Annotated in this window: 21 protein-coding genes; 12 read left to right on the plus strand and 9 right to left on the minus strand. The window is 72.6% G+C overall.

Annotation, left to right across the window (positions count from 1 at the left end; genetic code table 11):
- Window positions 1–41: 41 nt before the first annotated feature.
- Window positions 42–614 carry a DUF3000 domain-containing protein gene (locus tag ACZ6QQ_RS06905; RefSeq protein WP_465874890.1) on the minus strand — a complete coding sequence of 191 codons (573 nt, stop codon included), beginning with the start codon at window positions 612–614 and terminating at the stop codon, window positions 42–44.
- Between the two features lie 117 nt (window positions 615–731).
- On the opposite strand from ACZ6QQ_RS06905, the gene hemE reads away from it, so the two are divergent.
- Genes hemE through hemQ form a run of 3 tightly spaced genes read left to right on the plus strand, consistent with a single transcriptional unit; the run spans window position 732 to window position 4,046 of the window.
- On the plus strand, window positions 732–1,814 hold the full coding sequence (hemE, locus tag ACZ6QQ_RS06910) for a uroporphyrinogen decarboxylase (RefSeq protein ID WP_465874891.1): 1,083 nt from the start codon (window positions 732–734) through the stop codon (window positions 1,812–1,814).
- A gap of 19 nt (window positions 1,815–1,833) precedes the next feature.
- On the plus strand, window positions 1,834–3,312 hold the full coding sequence (gene hemG / locus ACZ6QQ_RS06915) for a protoporphyrinogen oxidase (RefSeq protein WP_465875038.1): 1,479 nt from the start codon (window positions 1,834–1,836) through the stop codon (window positions 3,310–3,312).
- Window positions 3,309–4,046, plus strand: a complete 738-nt coding sequence (gene hemQ, locus ACZ6QQ_RS06920) for a hydrogen peroxide-dependent heme synthase (RefSeq protein ID WP_465874892.1) — start codon at window positions 3,309–3,311, stop codon at window positions 4,044–4,046. The genes hemG and hemQ overlap by 4 nt, the downstream gene beginning before the upstream one ends.
- 49 nt (window positions 4,047–4,095) lie before the next feature.
- Here the strand turns inward: hemQ and ACZ6QQ_RS06925 are convergent, their stop codons facing one another.
- Complete coding sequence (locus ACZ6QQ_RS06925; protein ID WP_465874893.1) at window positions 4,096–5,727, minus strand: coagulation factor 5/8 type domain-containing protein; 1,632 nt, start codon at window positions 5,725–5,727, stop codon at window positions 4,096–4,098.
- A gap of 266 nt (window positions 5,728–5,993) precedes the next feature.
- On the opposite strand from ACZ6QQ_RS06925, the gene ACZ6QQ_RS06930 reads away from it, so the two are divergent.
- Together ACZ6QQ_RS06930 and ACZ6QQ_RS06935 are read left to right on the plus strand one after the other, a co-directional pair.
- Window positions 5,994–6,737, plus strand: coding sequence for an acetate uptake transporter family protein (locus tag ACZ6QQ_RS06930; RefSeq protein ID WP_465874894.1), 744 nt, complete (start codon window positions 5,994–5,996; stop codon window positions 6,735–6,737).
- Window positions 6,738–6,848: 111 nt separating this feature from the next.
- Complete coding sequence (locus ACZ6QQ_RS06935) at window positions 6,849–8,039, plus strand: GNAT family N-acetyltransferase (RefSeq protein WP_465874895.1); 1,191 nt, start codon at window positions 6,849–6,851, stop codon at window positions 8,037–8,039.
- Window positions 8,040–8,109: 70 nt separating this feature from the next.
- Here the strand turns inward: ACZ6QQ_RS06935 and ACZ6QQ_RS06940 are convergent, their stop codons facing one another.
- The gene (locus tag ACZ6QQ_RS06940) at window positions 8,110–8,592 is read right to left on the minus strand and encodes a GNAT family N-acetyltransferase (RefSeq protein ID WP_465874896.1); all 483 of its coding nucleotides are present in this window, start codon (window positions 8,590–8,592) and stop codon (window positions 8,110–8,112) included.
- 88 nt (window positions 8,593–8,680) lie between these two features.
- Window positions 8,681–8,941 carry a Prokaryotic metallothionein gene (locus ACZ6QQ_RS06945; RefSeq protein ID WP_465874897.1) on the minus strand — a complete coding sequence of 87 codons (261 nt, stop codon included), beginning with the start codon at window positions 8,939–8,941 and terminating at the stop codon, window positions 8,681–8,683.
- 203 nt (window positions 8,942–9,144) lie between these two features.
- Between ACZ6QQ_RS06945 and ACZ6QQ_RS06950 the strand changes: the two genes are divergently transcribed.
- Window positions 9,145–9,420: an isoamylase early set domain-containing protein gene (locus tag ACZ6QQ_RS06950; protein ID WP_465874898.1), complete on the plus strand. Its 276-nt coding sequence runs from the start codon at window positions 9,145–9,147 to the stop codon at window positions 9,418–9,420.
- An 88-nt stretch (window positions 9,421–9,508) separates the two neighbouring features.
- On the opposite strand, the gene msrB is transcribed toward ACZ6QQ_RS06950, so the two are convergent.
- Complete coding sequence (gene msrB / locus ACZ6QQ_RS06955) at window positions 9,509–9,922, minus strand: peptide-methionine (R)-S-oxide reductase MsrB (RefSeq protein WP_465874899.1); 414 nt, start codon at window positions 9,920–9,922, stop codon at window positions 9,509–9,511.
- Window positions 9,923–10,261: 339 nt separating this feature from the next.
- Here msrB and ligD point away from each other — a divergent pair, with 339 nt between their 5' ends.
- The 3 genes from ligD to ACZ6QQ_RS06970 all read left to right on the plus strand — a co-directional run bounded on the left by ligD (window position 10,262) and on the right by ACZ6QQ_RS06970 (window position 12,845).
- Entirely contained in the window at window positions 10,262–11,299 is a 1,038-nt protein-coding gene (gene ligD / locus ACZ6QQ_RS06960; RefSeq protein WP_465874900.1) for a non-homologous end-joining DNA ligase, read from the plus strand.
- A gap of 677 nt (window positions 11,300–11,976) precedes the next feature.
- Window positions 11,977–12,438, plus strand: a complete 462-nt coding sequence (locus ACZ6QQ_RS06965) for a hypothetical protein (RefSeq protein WP_465874901.1) — start codon at window positions 11,977–11,979, stop codon at window positions 12,436–12,438.
- Window positions 12,435–12,845 (plus strand): hypothetical protein, encoded by a 411-nt coding sequence (locus ACZ6QQ_RS06970; RefSeq protein ID WP_465874902.1) that lies wholly within the window; start codon window positions 12,435–12,437, stop codon window positions 12,843–12,845. Before ACZ6QQ_RS06965 ends, ACZ6QQ_RS06970 begins: the two co-directional genes overlap by 4 nt.
- A gap of 57 nt (window positions 12,846–12,902) precedes the next feature.
- On the opposite strand, the gene ACZ6QQ_RS06975 is transcribed toward ACZ6QQ_RS06970, so the two are convergent.
- The gene (locus tag ACZ6QQ_RS06975) at window positions 12,903–14,480 is read right to left on the minus strand and encodes an alpha/beta hydrolase (RefSeq protein ID WP_465875040.1); all 1,578 of its coding nucleotides are present in this window, start codon (window positions 14,478–14,480) and stop codon (window positions 12,903–12,905) included.
- 339 nt (window positions 14,481–14,819) lie between these two features.
- Here ACZ6QQ_RS06975 and ACZ6QQ_RS06980 point away from each other — a divergent pair, with 339 nt between their 5' ends.
- The 3 genes from ACZ6QQ_RS06980 to ACZ6QQ_RS06990 all read left to right on the plus strand — a co-directional run bounded on the left by ACZ6QQ_RS06980 (window position 14,820) and on the right by ACZ6QQ_RS06990 (window position 16,774).
- Window positions 14,820–15,887 (plus strand): ATP-dependent DNA ligase, encoded by a 1,068-nt coding sequence (locus tag ACZ6QQ_RS06980; RefSeq protein WP_465874903.1) that lies wholly within the window; start codon window positions 14,820–14,822, stop codon window positions 15,885–15,887.
- Between the two features lie 94 nt (window positions 15,888–15,981).
- Entirely contained in the window at window positions 15,982–16,194 is a 213-nt protein-coding gene (locus ACZ6QQ_RS06985; protein WP_465874904.1) for a hypothetical protein, read from the plus strand.
- Window positions 16,195–16,267: 73 nt separating this feature from the next.
- A complete protein-coding gene (locus ACZ6QQ_RS06990; RefSeq protein ID WP_465874905.1) occupies window positions 16,268–16,774 on the plus strand; it encodes a DUF1990 family protein in 507 nt (168 codons plus the stop codon).
- 7 nt (window positions 16,775–16,781) lie between these two features.
- Here ACZ6QQ_RS06990 and ACZ6QQ_RS06995 read toward each other — a convergent pair whose 3' ends face one another.
- The 3 genes from ACZ6QQ_RS06995 to ACZ6QQ_RS07005 all read right to left on the minus strand — a co-directional run bounded on the left by ACZ6QQ_RS06995 (window position 16,782) and on the right by ACZ6QQ_RS07005 (window position 19,945).
- Window positions 16,782–17,702 carry a DNA-3-methyladenine glycosylase family protein gene (locus ACZ6QQ_RS06995; protein WP_465874906.1) on the minus strand — a complete coding sequence of 307 codons (921 nt, stop codon included), beginning with the start codon at window positions 17,700–17,702 and terminating at the stop codon, window positions 16,782–16,784.
- Window positions 17,703–18,005: 303 nt separating this feature from the next.
- Window positions 18,006–19,019, minus strand: a complete 1,014-nt coding sequence (locus tag ACZ6QQ_RS07000) for a Pecanex-like protein 1 (RefSeq protein WP_465874907.1) — start codon at window positions 19,017–19,019, stop codon at window positions 18,006–18,008.
- Window positions 19,020–19,048: 29 nt separating this feature from the next.
- Entirely contained in the window at window positions 19,049–19,945 is an 897-nt protein-coding gene (locus tag ACZ6QQ_RS07005; RefSeq protein ID WP_465874908.1) for a DUF4142 domain-containing protein, read from the minus strand.
- Window positions 19,946–20,017: the final 72 nt, after the last annotated feature.

A 20,017-nucleotide genomic window follows, 5' to 3' on the forward strand; every position in this document is an offset into this window, starting at 1 on the left:
GACCGGACGTCGACGAGGGCGGGGCGTGCCTACGGGGTGGGTCAGGCGGCGCCGGCCGGGCGACGGTCCGGCAGCGCCGTCACCCCGGGCGGGGGCAGCCCGGCGGTCGAGGCCAGCAGTGTGCACCAGGCGAGCAGGTGGGCGCGCAGGTCGGCGCCGAGCGGAGTCCAGGAGGCGCGGATCTCGACGTCTCCGGTGGCCGGTGGCCCGGCCAGGTCGCCGAACCGGGTCGACATGGTCTGCGTCACCGTGCCGCCCAGGGCCCGGTGGTCGGCGCCCTGCGCGTCGAGGGCGTCGGTGAGCCAGGTCCAGCCGACCGAGGGCAGCAGCGGGTCGGCGGCGAGGTCGACCTCCAGCTCCGCGGTCACGTACGTCACCAGACGTAGTGTTCCCTCCCACGCCTCGTGACCGACGGGGTCGTGCAGCAGGATGAGCCGCCCGGTGGCCACCTCGTCGCCGTCGCGCAGCACGGTGGCGCCCAGCGCGAAGGCGTACGGGGCGAGCCGCTGCGGGGCGCCCACCTCTTCGAGCTGGATCTCGTCCCGGGGCGGGGCAGCCCGCAGACCGGCCACCGCGCGGGTGAACGTCTCGGGAAGCACGATCGGGGCGGCCATGTTCGCAGCCTAAGCCGACCGGCGGCGTGGTGGTGGATCGCCGCGCCGTCCGCGTTCGTGCTCACAATCGGGCCGGCCCTCGTCGCCGCCACCATCGGGCGTGGCACGATTGCGCCGATGACCACCACGATTGCCGGAAACGTGAGCCAGGGCGGGGAACCCGCCCCGGCCGGCCCCGCCGACTCTGCGTTCGTCCGTGCCTGCCGACGGCTCCCGGTGCCGCACACCCCGGTCTGGTTCATGCGCCAGGCCGGCCGGTCGCTGCCGGAATACCGCGAACTGCGGGCCGGCGTGCCGATGCTGGAGTCGTGCCGGCGGCCCGAACTGGTCCACGAGATCACCATGCAGCCGGTACGCCGGCACGGGGTGGACGCCGCGATCCTGTTCAGCGACATCGTGGTGCCGGTCGCGGCGGCCGGAATCGACCTGGAGATCGTGCCGGGGACCGGTCCGGTGGTCGCCGAGCCGGTGCGCGACGCCGCCGACGTGGACCGGATCCGGCCGATCGACGCCGCCGATCTCTCCTTTGTGGACGAGGCGGTCCGGCTGCTGGTCGCCGATCTCGGCGACACCCCGTTGATCGGGTTCGCCGGGGCGCCGTTCACCCTCGCCAGCTACCTGGTGGAGGGCGGACCGTCGCGGACGCACGTGAAGACCAAGGCCCTGATGTACGGCGCACCCGAGGTCTGGCACGCGCTCTGCGCCCGGCTGGCCGAGATCACCGGGGAGTTCCTCCGGGTGCAGGTGAACGCCGGTGCGTCGGCGATCCAGCTCTTCGACTCCTGGGCCGGGGCGCTCTCCGAGGCCGACTACCGGCGGTTCGTGCTGCCGCACTCGACCCGGGTGCTGGCCGGCCTGGCCGACGCCGGGGTGCCCCGGATCCACTTCGGGGTGGGCACCGCCGAGTTGCTCGGTGCGATGGGCGAGGCCGGGGCGGACGTGGTCGGGGTCGACTGGCGTACGCCGCTGGACGCCGCGACCGTACGGATCGGGCCGGACAAGGCGGTCCAGGGCAACCTCGACCCGTGTGTGCTCTTCGCCCCGTGGCCGGTGGTCGAGGCCGAGGTGCGCCGGATCCTGGCCGAGGCGGAGTCGACTCCGGGCCACGTGTTCAACCTCGGTCACGGTGTGCTGCCGGAGACCGATCCCGAGGTGCTGACCCGGGTGGTCGCGTTGGTGCACGAGGCATCCGCCCGTTGATCATGGAAGCTTGCTGAGCATGGAGATCGGTGCGCGGGGTGACGCCCCGGGACAGCCGGCGCGGATCGCGGTGGTCGGCGGCGGCATCGCCGGCCTCGCCGCCGCGCTCCGGCTGCGCGACCGGGCACCGGACGGCACCACCATCACCGTCTACGAGCAGTCCGGCGCCCTCGGCGGGAAACTGCGCACCGGCACCGTGGCCGGGGCACCGGTCGAGTTCGGCGCCGAGGCGTTCCTGACCCGTGACCCCGCCGGTGGCGAGTCGGCGGCGATCGCCCTGGCCCGCCGGCTCGGGCTCGGCGAGGACCTGGTGCACCCGGCGACCGGGCAGGCGGCGATCGCGCTCGGCGGCCGGTTGGTGCCCGTACCCGGCGGCACGCTGGTCGGCGTACCCGGAGATCTGGAGAAGGTGGCGGCGCTGGCGCAGCCGGCGGCGGAGCGCGACCACGACGCCGGCCGCCCGCTGCTCGGCCACGACGAGGACGTCGCCGTCGGCGAACTGGTCCGGCGCCGGCTCGGCGACGAGGTGGTCGACCGGCTGGTCGACCCGATGCTCGGCGGCGTCTACGCCGGCCGGGCCGACCAGCTCTCGCTGGCCACCACCATGCCCGCGCTGGCCCGTGCCGCCCGGCTGGAGGGCACCCTGGCCGGTGCCGTGCGAGCCGCCCAGGCCGCCGCACCCCGGGCCCCCGGCCGGCCGATCTTCGCCACCGTCGAGGGCGGGCTGGGCCGACTGGTCGCCGCCGCCGCCGAGCAACTGGTGGCACCCGCGCGAGCGGGCAGCGGTACGGCGGTCGGCGGGGTACAGATCCGGCTCGGCGCGGCGGTCCGCGAACTCGCCCCCACCCCGACCGGCTGGCGACTGGTGATCGGCCCCACCCGCGACCCCGAACACGTCGAGGTGGACGCGGTGGTGCTCGCCCTGCCGGCGCGTCCGGCCGCCCGGCTGCTCGCCGGGGTCGACGTCGGCGTCGGTGCCCTGGTCGGCCGGCTCGACTACGCCAGCGTCGCGCTGGTCACCCTGGTCGTGCCGGCGGCGACCCTGCCCGACCTCTCCGGCCTGCTGGTCCCGGCGTCCGAGGGCACGCTCACCAAGGCGGCCACCTTCTTCAGCACCAAGTGGGCGCACCAGCGCCGGTCGGACGGGCTGGCGCTGCTGCGCGCCTCGGCCGGACGGTACGGCGAGGAGCACCTGTTGCAGCGCGACGACGCCGAGCTGGTCGCGACCGTGCACCGGGAACTGGGTCAGCTGCTGCCCGGTGCACCGCTGCCGGCACCGGTCGCCAGCCACGTGCAACGCTGGGGCGGGGCGCTGCCGCAGTACCAGCCGGGACACCTCGACCGGGTGGCGGCGGCGCGCAAGACCCTGCGGGCGAACCACCCGACGCTGGCCCTGGCCGGCGCCGGCTACGACGGGATCGGCCTGCCGATCTGCGTACGCTCCGGCGAGACCGCCGCGGAGGAGATCGTCAAGGCGCTGGGAGGGGCCACGGTATGAGCACGGATTCAGGCGCGGAACAGAGCAACGCGGCCACGGAACAGAGCAACGCGGCCCGGCTGCGGGAGCTGAACGACACCGTCCGCTACACCATGTGGTCGGTCTTCCGGGCCACCGGGCCGCTGCCGGACGACCGGGACCGGATCGCCGCCGAGGTCGAGACGCTCTTCGCCGACCTGGCGGCCAAGGACGTGGTGGTCCGGGGCGGCTACGACGTCTCCGCCCTGCGGGCCGACGCGGATCTGCTGATCTGGTGGCACGCGACCACCCCGGACGCGCTCCAGGAGGCGTACGGGCTGTTCCGGCGTACGGCACTGGGCCGGCAACTGGCACCGGTCTGGTCGCAGATGGCGCTGCACCGCCCGGCCGAGTTCAACAAGAGCCACGTGCCCGCGTTCCTGGCCGGTGAGCCGGCCCGCGACTACGTCTGCGTGTACCCGTTCGTGCGCTCGTACGAGTGGTACCTGCTGCCCGACGCCGAGCGCCGGGAGATGCTGGCCGAGCACGGCCGGATGGCCCGCGGCTACCCGGACGTACGGGCGAACACGGTGGCCTCGTTCGCCCTCGGCGACTACGAGTGGATGCTCGCCTTCGAGGCCGACGAACTGCACCGGATCGTCGACCTGATGCGTGACCTGCGCGCCTCCCGGGCCCGCCGGCACGTCCGCGAGGAGGTCCCGTTCTACACCGGGCGCCGCCGCTCGGTCGGCGAACTGGTCGCCAGCCTGCCGTGAGCGGTGCGGGCGGGGGCCCGGTCGTGGCCCCCGCCGTGGCCCCACCCGGTCACGGATAGTCGACCAGGGTCGCGACGTTGTCGGCCGAGTTCGCCGGGCCGCCGACGTCGTTGACGATGGTGCGGATGGTGCCGGTGCCGCCGAGCGACACGGTGGTCAGGTGGTGCAACCGCACCCCCGCCCGGTCCGGCACCTCGAACGAGTGCCCCAGCACCACGCTCGGGTCGGCGCTGAAGAAGCAGTAACTGCCCAGCCCCCACGCCTCGTGCGAGGTCACCGAGTCGGCCACCTTGTACGCCGCGTACCCCTGCTGGGAGCCGTTGCGCCAGCTCGCCTGGTTCGGCACGTCGTACGGGATCTCGTTCTGGTAGAAGTACGTCCGGCCGCGTTCGCCGTTCCAGATGGTCTGGTACTTCTGGTAGTGCTCGACGAAGAGGCCGTACATGGTGACGTCGTCGCCGTTGACGATCAGGCCGGTGTCGGCGGTGTTGACGTCCCAGCCGACGCCGTGGCTGTGGTCCCCGCGCCAGAGCCACAGGTGGTCGCCGATCACGTTCGAGCTGTTCACCCGCAGGCTCACGGTGGCCCTGCCGACCGCCGCGCCGCCGACCCGGAAGTAGACGTCGTGCAGCGAGGTGGGGTTGGCCGAGTGGTTCGCCGACGAACCGGTCGGGCCGACCTCCATCAGCACCGGCGAGTTCACCGGTCCGGCGTCGAAGAGCAGCCCGGCGACCGTCACCCCGTCGACGTCGGCGACGCTCATCGCGACCACACCGTTGGACGGCATCAGCGTGGCCAGGCCGAGGCCGAGCACCACCGTGTCCGGCCGGGTGACCCGCAGGGTGTCGTCCAGGTGGTGGATCCCCGGGGTGAACAGCAGGTGCCGGCCCCGGGCGAGGGCCGCGTTGATGGTGGCGGCGGTGGCACCGGGCTTCACCACGAAGAACTGGTCGATCGGCAGCGAGGTCCCGGCCGGGGCGCCGGAGGCCCAGCTCGTACCGCTGCTGTTCGACCGGACCGCCGGTACGAACACCCGGTAGTCACCGGCCCGGCCGAGGTGGAGGAACGGCTTCTCCCGGACCACCGGGGTCTGCCCGACGGTGGTGTACGGCGGTTTCGGGAAGCTGTCGGCGGGTGCGTCGACCGCGCCGACGAAGACCATGTTCCAGTTCGAGCCGGTCCAGCTGCCCCACTCGGTGTTGCGGGACAGCCACTGCTGCTGTGAGCCGGAGCGGACCTGGCCGTCGACGCGGGTGTCGGCCAGCAGGCCGCCGCTGGACCAGCCGCCGTCGTCGAGCTGGAGGTTCCCGCGTACGTGCATCCGGCGGTACGCCGCAGCCTGCGAGACCGCCCAGCGGTCGGTGCCCGAGCGGGGGTTCACCGACAGGTTCTCCGCGCCGCGCCAGAAGTTGTGCGTGGCGTTGCCCTGGAACCAGTCCGCCCCGACGTGCACCCCGCCGTTGATCGTCACGCTGCCCGGCAGGTAGCCGAGGCCGGCGACCTGGGTGTAGAAGCCGACGTTGACGTCGACGTCGTACGTGCCGGGTCTGAACAGCAGCGCGTACCGCTCGGTGCCGAACTGGTTGCTCTCCTGCTGCCGGAAGACGGTGTCCAGGCGACCCTGGATCGTCGCGGCGGGCATCGACGGGTCGAAGACGGAGACATTCGGCCCCAGATCCACGGCGCCTCCCGGTGGTGGTGGTGTCGTCGGTGCGGGCGGCGTCGGCACGGCAGTGACTGATGTCAATCAGTTCGTCAACCGTACTGATCGGCCGAAGCTATTCCGGCGATGGGGTGAAGTCAACGCCCGACCGGGGAAGGCTCCCCTGGCGGCGATCGGCGACGGGCCGCCGCAGCCGGTGTAATGCCTGGTCGGGTGGGTAGTCGGCAACCGCTACGGGCCCAGCCGCGTCAGGCGGTGAGATCCGCTGGAGAAGGAGTCTGGAGATGTCTCACATGTCACGCCCCGGACCACCGATGCGCGGCCACGACGGCCACGACGGCGAGTTCGAGTTCTGGCGCAACCATGCCACCGTCGTGCTGCAACCGGTGGCCGCGCCCTCGATTCTCGGCCTCTTCGGCTTCGCCGCCGCCACCTTCGTCGTCGGCGCGAACCTGGCCGGCTGGTACGGCAACTCGACCACCCCGCAGTTCCTCTTCCCGTTCGCCGCGTTCCTCGGCGGGCTGGCCCAGTTCCTGGCCGGCATGTGGGCGTACCGGGCGCGGGACGGGCTGGCCACCGCCATGCACGGCATCTGGGGTGCCTTCTGGCTGTCGTACGGGCTGCTCTTCCTGCTGATCGCGATCGGCGTACTGACCCAGCCCACACCGTTCGTGGCTCTCGGCTACTGGTTCATCGCGCTCGCCGCGATCACCTGGTCCGGTGCGTTCGCCGCCCTGGCGGTGAACCTCGGACTCGCCGGAGTGCTGATCTCACTGGCCGCCGGTGCGACCACCTTCGGCGTCGGCCAGATCGCCGACAGCTCCGGTTGGCGGACCACCGGCGCCTGGTTCTTCGTCGTCTCGGCGCTGATCGCCTGGTACACCGCCACCGCGATGATGCTGGAGGGGACCTACGGGCGGGTCATCCTGCCGCTGGGCAAGCGCGGCGGCGTCAACGTGCCCGGCCGGGAACCCCGCCAGAACATCCAGTTCGTCGCCGGTGAACCGGGTGTCAAGGTCGGCCAGTAGGACCCGTTCTCGCCGTACGCGTCGTACCCGACCGGCCCCGAGCGCCGGTCGGGTGCGCCCGTACCCGTCAAATGGGTTGAGCCGGCGCCGGCAGCCGGTTGGGATGGGGTCATGAAGATCCGCCGATTGGCCAACGAGGAACGTCCCACCACGAGCTGGCCCGTGCAGTCGTACGCGTTCGAGCCGTCACCGATGCAACCGGACGAGACGGCGAGGTTCCACGACTTCCTGCCCTACCTCGCGGACAACATCACCCTGGTCGCGCAGGACGGTGACGAGACGCTCGCGGCGGTCAGCGCGATCCCGATGCGGCAGAACGTCCGGGGCGTGGTCCACCCGATGGCCGGCATCTCCGGGGTCGCCAGCCATCCGCTGGCCCGCCGCCAGGGCCACATCCGTACGCTGCTCACCCAGCTCCTCGGCGAGCTGCGCGACGAGGGGTACGTCACCAGCTCGCTCTACCCGTTCCGTCCCTCCTTCTACGCCCGGTTCGGCTACGCCGCGCTGCCGCAGTCGCGTACGGTCGGTTTCTCCCCGGCCGACCTCGGCGAGTGGCTCCGCGCCGACCTGCCCGGACAGCTGCGCCTGCAACGGATCCGGGACGGGTACGACACCTACCGGGGCTTCACCGAGCGGCTGATGGCGTCCCGGCACGGGTTCTGCGTGCTGCCCGACCGCCGGGCCGTCCACCTCCGCGACGACGACAAGCGCTGGCTGGTCAGCGCGGTGCACGACGGCGAGGTGATCGGCGCGGTCACGTACCGGATCGACGATCACGGCGGCACCCTGCGCGCCGACGACCTGCTCGCCGCCGGTCCGCTCGGCCGGGCACTGCTGTTGCAGTTCTTCGCCCGTCACGTCGACCAGGTGGCCCGGATCAGCGCGATCGTCGCGCCGGACGAGACCCCGGAACTCTGGGCCACCGATTTCGCCACCCACACCGAGAGCACCGTCGCGTTCCCCGGCCGGGTGGCACCGATGGCCCGCCTGCTCACCCTGGACGGCCTGCACGGCCTGCCCGTCGGCCCCGGCCGGGTACGCGTCGAGATCGTCGACGACCCGCTCATGACCGGCGGCCACCTGCTCGACGGCGGCGACGGTCAGCTCGTGGTGAGCCGGGCCGAGCACCCGAGGGTGCCGACCGCCACCCTGACCGCCGCCGGCATCTCCGCCCTGGTCTACGGCGTACTCGATCCCGACGAACTGCCACTGCGCGGCCTCGGCACCGTCCCGCCCCCCGCCGCCACCCAACTCCGCACCCTGTTCCCCCGCACCGCCCCCCACCTCTTCGCCACCTTCTAACCCCCGAAGATCGACGCTCATGTAGAGAAAGAGTCGCTGTCCCGCCCCGGATAACGACACTTTCTCTACATCAGTCGGCCCCTGCCTCTGCCCCTGCGGGGGCGGGGGCGGGGGTGCGGCGCATGGGGAGGTGGGAGATGCCGTCCTCGACGTACTCGGGGCCGGTGGGGGTGTAGCCGTAGCGGGCGTAGAAGCCGGCGAGGTGCGCCTGTGCCTCCAGCACGCTGGTCCGGTTGCCGATGATGGTCAGCGCCTCGGCCATCAGCCGGCCGGCGTGGCCGTCGCCGCGCGCCTGCTTGGCCACCACGACCCGGCCGATCCGTTCCACGCCGTCCGGGTCGGCCAGGACGCGCAGGTACGCCACCGGCGTGCCGCCCTGCTCCAGCCAGAGGTGCCGGGTGCCGGGCTCGACGTCCCGCCCGTCCACCTCGGGGTACGCGCACTCCTGCTCGACCACGAACACGTCGATCCGCAGTCGGAGCAGGTCGTGCAGCGTACGGGCGTCGAGGTCGGCGAACGAGGCGACATGGAGCGTGATCTGCTGCGGCTGCATCCGGCGATCGTAGGACGGCCGCGATCAGCGGTCCCGACGGGTGACCCCGGTTCAGGCCGGGGTCACACCGGGACACGCGGGGATCGGGTCAGGCCGGGCGGGCGCCGACGGTGTCCTTGAGTGCGGCGCCCCGGTCGCCCTCGACGGCTCGGGCGCAGTGGGCGCAGCAGAAGAACCGGCCGGAGACCTCGACCCCGTGGCCGACGATCCGGACCTGGCAGTGTTCGCAGATCGGCGCGAGGCTCTGGATCGCGCACTCGAACGAGTCGAAGGTGTGCGAGTCGCCGCTCACCGTCCGCACCTCGAACGCGAGCCAGTAATCGTTGCCGCAGACTTCGCAGGTTGCCATGACAAATCCCCCGTTTCAGACACTGGGTCCAGCTTGACCGGCCGAACGGGCGAAGGCGGTTGAAACCAGTAAAGAAGGCGGTTGAAACCGGTAAACGGCACCGCGACCCGACGCCGGCTGGCCCGTTGAACCGGGCAGTGGGCTGTTCGCAGGCGCAGGCCGGGGGCGCGCCGGGGGCGGGCCGGGGCGGGCTGGAGGGCGAAATGATCAAGCGGAGTCGACTGTTCGGAAACCAGACCCGGGTGACCTTCTCGCTGCCGGGGGAGAGACCCGCCGGCACGGTGAGTGTCGTCGGCTGCTTCAACGGGTGGGAGCCCGGACGGCACGAGCTGGTCCTGCGACGGGACGGCCGCCGTACGGTGTCGGTGCGGCTCGGGCCCGGCGAGTACCGCTTCCGGTACCTGGCCACCGGCGGGGTGTGGCTCGATGACGACCAGGCCGATCAGGTCGACCAGCAGGGCGGCCGGCTGCTGCTCTGACCCGGTCGACACCGGGGTCGTGGCCGGGACGGCTCCGGTGCTCGTGGACGGCCGTCGGCCGACGGCCGTCCGTCGTGTTCGGGGTCGGTCAGTGTACGTCGGTCGGATCGAGGCGCATCGACACGGAGTTGATGCAGTACCGGGCGTCGGTCGGGGTGAAGCCCTCGCCGTCGAACCGGTGTCCCAGGTGGGAGTCGCAGTTGGCGCAGCGCACCTCGACCCGGACCATGCCCATCGAGCGGTCCTCGATGTAGCGGATCGCGCCGGGGATCGCCTGGTCGAAGCTCGGCCAGCCGCAGTGCGAGTCGAACTTGGTGTCACTGGTGAAGAGTTCCGCGTCGCAGGCGCGGCAGCGATATGTCCCCTGAGTCTTGGTTTCGACGTATTCGCCGGTCCAGGCCCGTTCGGTGCCGGCCTGGCGCAGCACCCGGAACTCCTCGGGTGACAGGCGGACCCGCCACTCGTCCTCCGTACGGGGAAGCTCCTTCTTGTCAAGAGTCATACCCCAACGGTACGGCGGCCGGGCGGCGGATGATTACCAACCGCCCCCGGCGGTCGTTGACCGGGCAAGCGGGCGGCCACCAGGCCGGGCGAGAACCAGGACGGCAAGCATCAACCCGCGGTGCCGGCCAGCTTCCGGCCGACCTGGCGGCAGGATCCGCCACGTCTGGGCGACCCACCGGGACTGGCGGGTGCCGGGTGGTGCCGCCGAGCCCAGGGCGGGCCAGGCGGTCCCCGAGGGCGACCGAACGGCGCGGCCGTTCGAACCGCGCGGGCAACTATCGCTCGGGACCGGCCCGCCGGGGGCGTACTCGGCGCCCGGTTGGCATATGGTCGCGACATGGTTGGCAGCGCGAAGGCAGCGGCCGTCGAGGTCACGGTGGCGGGACATGCGGTACGGCTGAGCAGCCCGGACCGCGTCATCTTCCCGAGCCGTGGCTACACGAAGAAGGACGTCTTCGACTACTACCTCGCCGTCGGCGACGGGATCATGCGGGCGCTGGGATCGCGCCCCACCACCCTGCAACGCTTCCCGGACGGCATCGAGGGGGAGATGTTCTTCCAGAAGCGGGTGCCGGCTCGGGGCGTACCGCCGTGGGTGCGGACCGCGGAGATCAAGTTCCCGAGCGGTCGCACCGCCGACGAGCTCTGCCCGGCGGACCTGGCCCACGTCGCGTGGGCCGCGCAGATGGGCACCGTGGTCTTCCACCCGTGGCCGGTCCGGGGCGCCGACGTCGACCGCCCGGACGAACTGCGGATCGACCTCGACCCGCAGCCGGGCACCGACTTCGGCGACGCGGTCACGGTCGCCGGTGAGGTCCGCGCGCTGCTCGACGAACTCGGCGCGACCGGCTGGCCGAAGACCTCCGGCGGTCGCGGCGTGCACGTCTACCTGCGGATCGAGCCCCGCTGGACGTTCACCGAGGTACGCCGGGCGGTGATCGCGTTCGCCCGCGAGATCGAACGGCGCCGGCCCGACCTGGCCACCACCGCGTGGTGGAAGGAACAGCGGGGCGAGAAGGTCTTCCTGGACTACAACCAGATGGCCCGGGACCGGACCATCGCCTGTGCGTACTCGTTGCGGGCCAACGCCCGCGCCACCGTCTCCACCCCGGTCACCTGGGACGAACTGCCCGACGTCGAGCCGGACGACTTCGACCTGCGTACGGTGCCGGAGCGGATCGCGAAGACCGGTGACCCGCACGCCGGGATCGACGAGGCACCCTGGGACATCAGCCCGCTGCTGGAGTGGGCCGACCGGGACGACCGGGACGGGTCGGGTGACCTGCCGTACCCGCCGGACCACCCGAAGATGCCGGGCGAACCGAAGCGGGTCCAGCCCAGCCGGGCCCGGAAGACCGACGTGAAATCCGAATAACGAAGCTTGCGCCAACCGGTTGCGGCTCAGCGTGATCACAAAATGTGCCATTCTCTCCGCCGAGACGAAACCGCAGGTCAGGGTGCTCGTTGCGTAGGGTAACGGCGTAGTCGGCGGGTGGTCGGCGGGCGTGACCGACGTCCCCTGACCGGCCCGCACCGGGACCGGAAACCGGTGCGTGGTACCCGCCGGATCACCGGCCGGGCAACGCCGCCCGGCGGCCGGATTCCCTGCTGAAGCTCCACGCGGCCGGGGCGGCGAAGCCGACGCCCATCGACTACGACAGGCCGGCGGACGCGTTGCCGCGCCGGGTCGCGAGCACGCCGCGCGCGACCTGTGCACCGCTCGCGGGGCAGCCGGATCCGCCCCGCGAGCCGACGGCGCACCGTGCTCGGTGGCGGTGGGTCGGCCGGCGCCCACCGGGCGGCGGGTCGGCCCCATCCCGACGCACCCGGCCCGGCCCGCCGTCCACCTCCCGCCGCCAAACGGCTTTGACCTGCTGAAATACGACACCAGCGAGACCGTCGAAGGCTCGTCGGCCGTGCTACGACTTGAATCAGGGGGCACATCATGACGCTCATCGCCCACCGCGCATGCGGGCAGAATCCAGCCGGTCGCACCGGTTCCGACCAGACCCCGACGGGCGGCCTCCGCCCCGGCGCGGACCGGAGTTCGCCATGCGTCCCTTGAGGATCATCTCGGGGCGGCACCCGTTCGAGGTGACCCTGCTGCTCGCGGCGGCCGTCTGCGGCCTGGGCCTGCAACTCGCCGGCAGCCGGCCCTGGGCCGTCACCGTCACCATGCCGGTGGCTGTCCAGGCGATCTGGGAGGTGGGACTGGTCGTGGGCGGCCTGACCGGGCTGCTCGGCATCGGCTGGCGCGGTCAGCTCTCCACCGGGTTGGGGCTGGAACTCGGTTCCATGGCGCTGTTCGGCACCACCACCGGGATGTACGCCATCGCCCTGTTCGCCATCAGCGGCTGGGCCGGTCTGGCCGCCGGCACCTTCGTCACCGCGGTCTCGGTCGCCGCCCAGTGGCGCGCCGTGCAGATCATCCGAGACCTGCGCCGACTGGCCCGGATCAGCCGCACCGTCACCCTCGTCGACATCCCCCTGCTCGTAGAGAGGGATTCACCGTGATCACCGCAGTATCCACACCGCTCGGCCCGCCCTGGGTCCAGATCCTGCTCTCCGTGGTGGGACTGCTGGGCGGCACCAGCGGGGTGGCCGCGATAGCCACCGTCGCACTGCGCCGGCGCAAGTTCCGGGCCGATGCGGCCGAGGTGTTGACCGACACCGCCCTGACCCTGGTCGACCCGCTCAAGACCCGGGTCGCGGAGCTGGAGGCGGAGACCCAGCGGGCCCGCCGCCAGGCAGCGGCGGCGAGCCGGGAGATCCGGGAACTGCGCGCCGTGGTCCAGGAGATGACCGACCTCATCCGCCAGTGGAAGCGGGCGATCTTCGCCACCGACGCGACCATCGAGCGGCTCCGGGAGTACATCCTCGCCGGTGAGGCCGGCCCCGGTCCCGGCTCCCGGATCCCCTGACCCGGATCACCTGCGCCGGGGGCACCGGCCCGAGCCGCCTACCGCGAGAGCTTCAGATCAGCGGGCCGGGCAGCGGGTGTCGGCGGGCGGCACGGTGAGGTCGAGCAGGTACGCGTCCACCGCCGAGGTGATGCAGGACGTCTGCGGGTACGCGGTGTGCCCCTCGCCCTCCCAGGTCAGGACCTTGCCGACGCCGAGCATCTCGGCCAGTTTCGGCGTCTGCTCGTACGGGGTGGCCGGGTCGCCGGTGGTGCCGACCACCAGGATCGGCGGTGCACCGGTCGCCGCCCCGGTCGGGTACGGGTCCCGCTGTCCCGGCCAGTACCGGCAGCTCAGCAGGCCCACCGCCAGCGGCGGACCGAACAGCGGGTACGTCGTCCGCCACTGCGACTGGAGTTCGCGGATCCGGGGCAGGTCGGGGACGCTGTCCTCGTCCGCGCAGTTGATCGCCAGGTTCGCGTCGAACAGGTTGGAGTAGTGGCCGTCGGCACCGCGTTCGGCGTACGAGTCGGCCAGCTCGAACACCTGGGTCGGGTCGCCGCCGGCCAGTTGGTCGATCGCCTTCGCCAGCTCCTCCCAGCCGGACTCGGTGTAGAGCGAGGAGATCACCGCGTACATCACCCAGCCGCCGGTGGCGGTCCGGCCGTTGCGGGCACGTACCGGGGAGACGTCGGCCTTCGCCAGCGCGTCGGTCACCGCGCCGCGCGCGTCCGGGGCGATCGGGCAGCGGGCCGGTGTCCGCGCGCACCACCGGGTGAAGTTCGTGAACGCCAGCTCGAACCCCTTGGCCTGGCTCTCCGAGCTGGCCACCACGTCCTGCTTCGGATCCACCGCGCCGTCGAGCACCAGCGCCCGGACGTTGCGCGGGAAGAGCTGGGCGTACGTCGCCCCGAGCAGCGTCCCGTACGAGTAGCCCAGGTAGGTGGTCTTCTCGTCGCCGACGGCGGCCCGTACCGCGTCCATGTCCCGGGCCGCCTGCTCGGTGGAGAACAGGCGCAACTGGTCGCCGTACCTGTCCCCGCACGCCTCGCCGATCCGCTGGGACAGGGCCACCGCGCCGTCGAACTCGGCCTGGGTCTGCGGGTCGGGGTCGTAGCCGAAGTTCGAGTCCAGGTCGGCGTCGGAGATGCACTTGACCGGACTGGAGCGGGACACCCCGCGCGGGTCGAAGCCGACCAGGTCGAACCGCTGCGTGATGTCGTCGGGCAGGCCACCGAGGGCGGAGCCGAAGGAGAGGTAGACCGCGGTGTCGACGCCGGAGCCGCCCGGTCCGCCCGGGTTGATCAGCAGTGAGCCGATCCGGTCGCGCTGTTTGGTGGAGCGGGCCCGGATCAGGGCGATGTCGAAGGTGCCGCCGGGGCTCGCGCTCGCCCCGGCGGTCGCGCCGGCCGCCTGCCAGTCACGCGGTACGGCGATCGTCGCGCAGTCGTAGCGCATGTCCGGTGCGGTCCGGCCGACGAGTTCCCGCACCGTTTCCGGGCAGGGCTGCCAGTTCGCCGCCGCGCCGACCGGCCCGGCCGGTGGCCGCTGCGGGGCACCGTCCGTGCGGGGTGCGAAGACCGGCAGGGTGCAGCCGCTGAGGACCAGGGCGGCGGCGACGGCGGCGGCGAGTGCCCGCCACCGGCGGCGCGCCAGCCGGCCCACACGCGAACCGGGGGTACGGCCGACGCCGAACGAACCGGGGGTACGGCCGACGCCGAACGAACCGGGGGTACGGCCGACGCCGAACGAACCGGGGGTACGGGCGACGCCGAACGAACCGGTACGGCGGCCGGCCAGCGGTGGGCGGGGCGTGCTGGTCAACAGAGGTCCTCCCGATCGACTCAGTGGCCAGGCTACGCGGTTGCCCACGCGGCGGGTCGCCGGTCACCACCTCACCCGTGCGGACCGTTTCCGGTCCCCGGTCGCCATCCGCCGACCGGCACGCCGATGATTTCGTGGACAGGGCACGCAAGCAGCGGGACGATGGGCCGCATGGATCTCCCGGTCATGCCTCCCGTCGCGCCGATGCTCGCCAAGCCGATCGGCGACATTCCGGCCGGGCAGCTCTACGAACCGAAGTGGGACGGCTTCCGGTCCGTCATCTTCCGCGACGGCGACGAGGTGGAGATCGGGAGCCGCAACGAGAAGCCGATGACCCGCTACTTCCCGGAGCTCGTCGAGGCGGTCCGGGCGAACTTCCCGAAGCGGGCGGTGATCGACGGCGAGATCATCGTGGCCGACACCGACCGGAACACGCTCGACTTCGAGGCGTTGCAGCAGCGCATCCACCCCGCCGCCAGCCGGGTGAAGCTGCTCTCCGAACAGACCCCGGCCAGCTTTGTCGCCTTCGACCTGCTCGCGCTCGGCGACGACGACCTGACCCAGCGGACGTTCGCGCAACGGCGCGAGCTGCTGGAGCGCAGCCTCTCCGCCGCGTTGCCGCCGATCCACGTCACCCCGGTCACCGACGACGAGGACACGGCCCGGCGGTGGTTCGCCGAGTTCGAGGGCGCCGGCCTCGACGGACTGATCGCCAAGGACCCCGAGCTGACCTACCAGCCGGACAAGCGGGTGATGACGAAGATCAAGCACAAGCGCACCGCCGACTGCGTCCTCGCCGGTTACCGGGTGCACAAGTCCGCCGACAACCGGATCGGCTCGCTGCTGCTCGGGCTCTACGACGAGCGGGGCGTACTCGTCTCGGTGGGTGTCATCGGCGCGTTCTCGATGGCCGTACGGGAGCAGCTGTTCGTCGAGTTGCAGCCGCTGGTCACCTCGCTTGCGGGGCACCCGTGGGACACCGCCGCGCACGAGCAGGGCGAACGCACCCCGCGCAAGAACGAGGTGAGCCGGTGGAACGCCGGCAAGGACCTGTCCTTCGTGCCGTTGCGCCCGGAACGGGTGGTCGAGGTCCGCTACGACTACATGGAGGGCGTGCGGTTCCGGCACACCACCCAGTTCGAGCGCTGGCGGCCGGACCGGGACCCGCGCAGCTGCACGTACGCCCAACTCGAACGGGCGGTGCGGTTCAAGCTGGCGGACGTGTTGACCAGCCGGTGACCTCAGCTGCCGCATGCGCCCCGGTAGTGCCCAGGGGTAACCGCGCAGGCCTGGGCGGGTCGGTGTTTGTGCAGGTCAGAGCTATGTTCGCCGGATGCGAGGGTGGGTCTGTGCCTGTTGCGGGCGGTGGCAGGTGAGTGTCGAGCGGATCAGGGGCCGGTACGTGTACCGGCTGGTCCGGTGTTACCCGGCCGAGGTCGGCGGGGGTCGCAACGTACTGGGTGAGGTGGCGACGGTCGACGCGCTCGACCGGCTGCTGCGGGCCCGTACCCCGCTCACCCTGGCGGACCTGCGCGAGGCCGCCTGAGCCGGGCCGGTCCCGCCCGCTGGGCTACGCTGAGGATGATCTTGAATGTGGCGGCGGCTGGGGGTGTGCCGAGGTGGACGCGCTGACGTACGGCGAGGTGGGTGCGACCCGGACGGGCCGGCTCCCGTCGGGCTACCGGCACCTGCGCTACCGCACCTCGCTCGGCCGGCTGGACCTCGCGGCGGCCGGCGACGCGATCCTCGACTGGCGGCTGCACCGGGCGGCCGGGGTCCGGATCGAGGCGACCGCGCCGCGCGCCGCCGAGGGCGTCACGGTGGTCTCCGGGCTCGGCGTCGGCCCGCTGCGGCTGCGCGCACCCTGCCAGGTGGTGTGGGCGGTGGCCGACGGTTCGCGGGCCGGTTTCGGTTACGGCACCCTGCCCGGTCATCCGGCCCGGGGCGAGGAGGCGTTCCTGGTCGAGCGGGACGACCGGGGCGAGGTCTGGTTCGGCGTCACCGCGTTCAGCCGTCCGGCCGGGGTGTTGATGACCGCCGCCGGGCCGTTCGCGGTGGCCTTCCAGCACCTGTACGCCCGACACCTCGCCGCCACCCTGCGCCGCCTCACCGCCGGTGCGCGCTGACAGGTGCTCAGAAGCGGGCGAACGAGCGGATCGGCATGCGGGGGCCGTATCGGGGGGCGTGGACGCCGGCAGCGGCCAGCAGCACGCAGACCCGACCGCGATGGCCCCGGAACGGTTCCAGCAGTTCGAGCATCCGGGCGTCGTCGGCCCGCGCCTGCCCGGCGAGCGCCCAGGCGACCGTGTTCGGGATGTGGTAGTCACCGACGCTGACCGCGTCGGCGTCGCCGTACCCGGTCCGAACCACCTCGGCGGCGGTCCACGGCCCGATGCCGGCGATCGAGACCAGCCGCCGGGTCGCCTCGGCCGAGTCCGCGCACCGCTCCAGCCGGTCGGCGACGGCCGCGGCCCGGCGCAGCGTGTCGGCCCGCCGCTGTTCCACCCCGAACGGGTGGAACACCCAGTAGGGCGCCGCGGCCACGTCGGCCGGGTCCGGCGGTGCCCAGAGCGACCCCAGCGGCCCCGGTGCCGGGGTGCCGAAGTGTCGGACCGTCGCCGCGTAACCCCGGTACGCCTCCTTGCCGGTGACCTTCTGCTCCATGATCGTCCGTAGCAGCCGGGGGAAGATCTGCCCGGTGGCGGGCAGCCGCAGCCCGCGGTGAACCTGCGCGAGTTCGGCCACCACCGGATGGCGGGTGGCGAGGGCGGCGAAGCCGCTGAGATCGTCGCGGAGCCCGGCGACCGCGTCGGCCCGCTCGACCACCCAGTCGCCGCCGGGTCCGTAACCGGTGGCCAGCAGTTCCCCACCGGTACGCCGCAACGAGAGCGTCCCCGGCCCGACCGGGGTACGGGTGGCCCACCAGAACGCCCCGTCGACGAACCGGGCGCACGGGTCGTGCGCCCCCATCGCCAGCAGTCCGACCGAGGCGGCCAGCGCGTAGCCGTCCGGCGGACGCATCGTGCGGGTCGCCGCCGGCCCGGTCTCGGTCACCGCCCCACTGTGCCACGTACCCCGCGCCGGACCCGGTCGAGGGGGCGTGACCGGCCGGTACGGCGAAAAGGGCGGGCACCGGGACGCCCGTGCGCGTCCCGGTGCCCGCCCTACCCGGAGCAGGTCAGCTGTCTGGCCTGGTGGAGCCGTCCTTCCTGTCCGTCCGCATGGTCGCCGGACCAGCTGTGGGGGATGGTTGGGGACCGGTGAACACACCGCCGTGGAGGGGACCGGCGTCGGTGTGCCCGCGCCTGCTCCGGGAAGACCTGCCCCCGGCGCCGGTATCGGCGCCGGGGAGCCGGATCACCTGGTGACGGTCATCCGCACCACGTCGAAGGCCGGGATCTGGTTGGCCCGCTGCATCATCGGGATCCGGTGCGAACCGTCACCGGCCCACGAGGCGCACTGGGCCTCACCGGCGGCCGGCAGACCGGGCACGGTCACGGTGACCTCGTCGGCCTGGACCCCGCCCTTGCCGTCCTCGGTCGCCACGAAGAACGCCGGCACCGGCGCCGGATCGGGCGCGGCCCGATCGCTGGTCAGCATCCGGCAGGCGGTGTGGAAGTGGCCCCGGACCAGGCCGTCGGCGGTCAGGAAGGAGCTCTCCTTGTAGTAGCCACCCTGCCCGGCCGCGAGGAACCGGTCCCGGACCAGGTTGCGGGTGCTGACCCGGATGGTGAACGACTGGTTCACCCGGACCCGGCGCGGCGCGTTGGTGATCAGCAGCGACGGGTTGTCCTCGGCCGTACCGACCTCACCGAACTCGGTGCTGACGCAGCGGTCACCGTTCTGGAAGCCGTCGTGCGCCGTCTTCTGGCTCTGCTCGCAGCTGTTGCCGAGGATCTCCAGCGGGGCGCCGGGGTTGGCCGGGTTGCCGACCGGGGGAGCGCTGGACGACGTACCGGGGCGCGGGGTGCAGTTGCGGCCCTTGTTGCGGTCCTGCTGGCGGTTCTGCGTACCGGCGATCGGGGCCTCCTGCCCGTCGCCGGGGTGCTGGATGGAACCGTGGTCGTGGTACGCGGCGGCCGGGTTCGCCGGGTTCGGCGCGCTGCCGGTCGGGGCCGGGGCACCGGGGCTCAGCGTCGCCGCCGGTGCGCTCGCCCCGGGCGACGCGCTCGCCGTGGACTTCGCCGGGGTGGTCGCCGCTGGGCATGGTGCGCCTCTACCGCGCCAGTTGGTTCCCGCCGAGGAGACCTGGGTGACCGCGACGATGCCGCCGAAGACGACCACGGTGGCCAGTACGGCGATCAGCCGGGTACGGCGTTGCGGGCGGGGTGACCGGCTTTGCCGGGTACTGCGGGCGGGGCTGTCGTACACGTGGAGCCACCTCTTCCTTCGAGGGTTGATCAGCGGGGGCGAATCAGGCGGACCATGCTGTAGGCGCCGGCGATCAGCGCGGCCAGCAGCACGAGCCAGACGACGGTCGGGTTGACGCCGCCGGTGGCGGCGCGGGTGTCGACACCACTGAGAATCGAGCCGGTGCCGCCGACGACGGCCGCCGCGGCGGCCGCGGGGGCGGGAGCCGGGGGTAGCGGAAGGCGTTCGTAGTCGACCAGGCCGGTGCTCTCCAGCAGGGTGATGTGGGTCAGGACGAACGCGTTGGCCTGTGCGGCGAGTTCCCGGACCACCTCGTTGCGGGTGCCGGAGCGGACGGCGCCGATGGCCGGGAAGATCTTGCCGTGGGCGGCCCGCAGCCGCTCCACGAAGACCAGGTCGAACTGGGCGCCGGAGGCGCGCTGCATTTCGGCGAGCCAGCCCTTCTGTTCGGGGGTCGGCTCGGTCGGCAACGGCACGCCCAGTTTCGCCGCGGCCTTGTTCACCAGGTCGTCCAGCACCATGTGCTGGGGGCCGATCTTCCCGCCGACCTCCTTGACCTTCGCCGAGGCGCCCTTGGCAACCGCCATGTCGCTGGCCGGCATCTCCCAGAGCCCGGCCAGCTTGACCTTGACCAGCAGGTCGCGGTCGGCCGGACCGACCGGCCCGGCGGCGGAGGGCTTGGCCGGCAGTTCGGCGAGCGGGTTCGGCACCTCCCCACTGACCGGGCCGCCCGACGGGTGCGCGGCCGGTGCCACCGCCTGCCGTGCCGGTTGCGCCGGTGCGGCCAGGGCCGGTGCAGGTTGGCCGGACAGTGGGGCGGCGACCGCCGCCACCGGCGCGCCGAGCACGCCACCGAGCAGGGCGCCGGCAATTGCGGTGATCATCGTCACCGACCGGTGCCGCGAACGAGGCAGTGCGGTCAACATCGGCTCACCTCCCCTGACAATCAACAAATCTTCGACTGCCCGGAAACCGTACGGATCATATTGTCCGTACGT

Source organism: Micromonospora sp. NPDC049529 (assembly GCF_055586685.1).

Excerpts from the sequence above, each read along its gene's own strand:
- msrB (WP_465874899.1), bottom strand. The coding sequence starts at position 9,922 with ATGACTCTTGACAAGAAGGAGCTTCCCCGTACGGAGGACGAGTGGCGG.
- ACZ6QQ_RS06935 (WP_465874895.1), top strand. The coding sequence starts at position 6,849 with ATGAAGATCCGCCGATTGGCCAACGAGGAACGTCCCACCACGAGCTGG.
- ligD (WP_465874900.1), top strand. The coding sequence starts at position 10,262 with ATGGTTGGCAGCGCGAAGGCAGCGGCCGTCGAGGTCACGGTGGCGGGA.
- ACZ6QQ_RS06905 (WP_465874890.1), bottom strand. The coding sequence starts at position 614 with ATGGCCGCCCCGATCGTGCTTCCCGAGACGTTCACCCGCGCGGTGGCC.
- ACZ6QQ_RS06985 (WP_465874904.1), top strand. The coding sequence starts at position 15,982 with ATGCGAGGGTGGGTCTGTGCCTGTTGCGGGCGGTGGCAGGTGAGTGTC.
- hemG (WP_465875038.1), top strand. The coding sequence starts at position 1,834 with ATGGAGATCGGTGCGCGGGGTGACGCCCCGGGACAGCCGGCGCGGATC.
- hemQ (WP_465874892.1), top strand. The coding sequence starts at position 3,309 with ATGAGCACGGATTCAGGCGCGGAACAGAGCAACGCGGCCACGGAACAG.
- ACZ6QQ_RS06945 (WP_465874897.1), bottom strand. The coding sequence starts at position 8,941 with ATGGCAACCTGCGAAGTCTGCGGCAACGATTACTGGCTCGCGTTCGAG.
- ACZ6QQ_RS07005 (WP_465874908.1), bottom strand. The coding sequence starts at position 19,945 with ATGTTGACCGCACTGCCTCGTTCGCGGCACCGGTCGGTGACGATGATC.
- hemE (WP_465874891.1), top strand. The coding sequence starts at position 732 with ATGACCACCACGATTGCCGGAAACGTGAGCCAGGGCGGGGAACCCGCC.
- ACZ6QQ_RS06940 (WP_465874896.1), bottom strand. The coding sequence starts at position 8,592 with ATGCAGCCGCAGCAGATCACGCTCCATGTCGCCTCGTTCGCCGACCTC.
- ACZ6QQ_RS06965 (WP_465874901.1), top strand. The coding sequence starts at position 11,977 with ATGCGTCCCTTGAGGATCATCTCGGGGCGGCACCCGTTCGAGGTGACC.
- ACZ6QQ_RS06930 (WP_465874894.1), top strand. The coding sequence starts at position 5,994 with ATGTCTCACATGTCACGCCCCGGACCACCGATGCGCGGCCACGACGGC.
- ACZ6QQ_RS06980 (WP_465874903.1), top strand. The coding sequence starts at position 14,820 with ATGGATCTCCCGGTCATGCCTCCCGTCGCGCCGATGCTCGCCAAGCCG.
- ACZ6QQ_RS06950 (WP_465874898.1), top strand. The coding sequence starts at position 9,145 with ATGATCAAGCGGAGTCGACTGTTCGGAAACCAGACCCGGGTGACCTTC.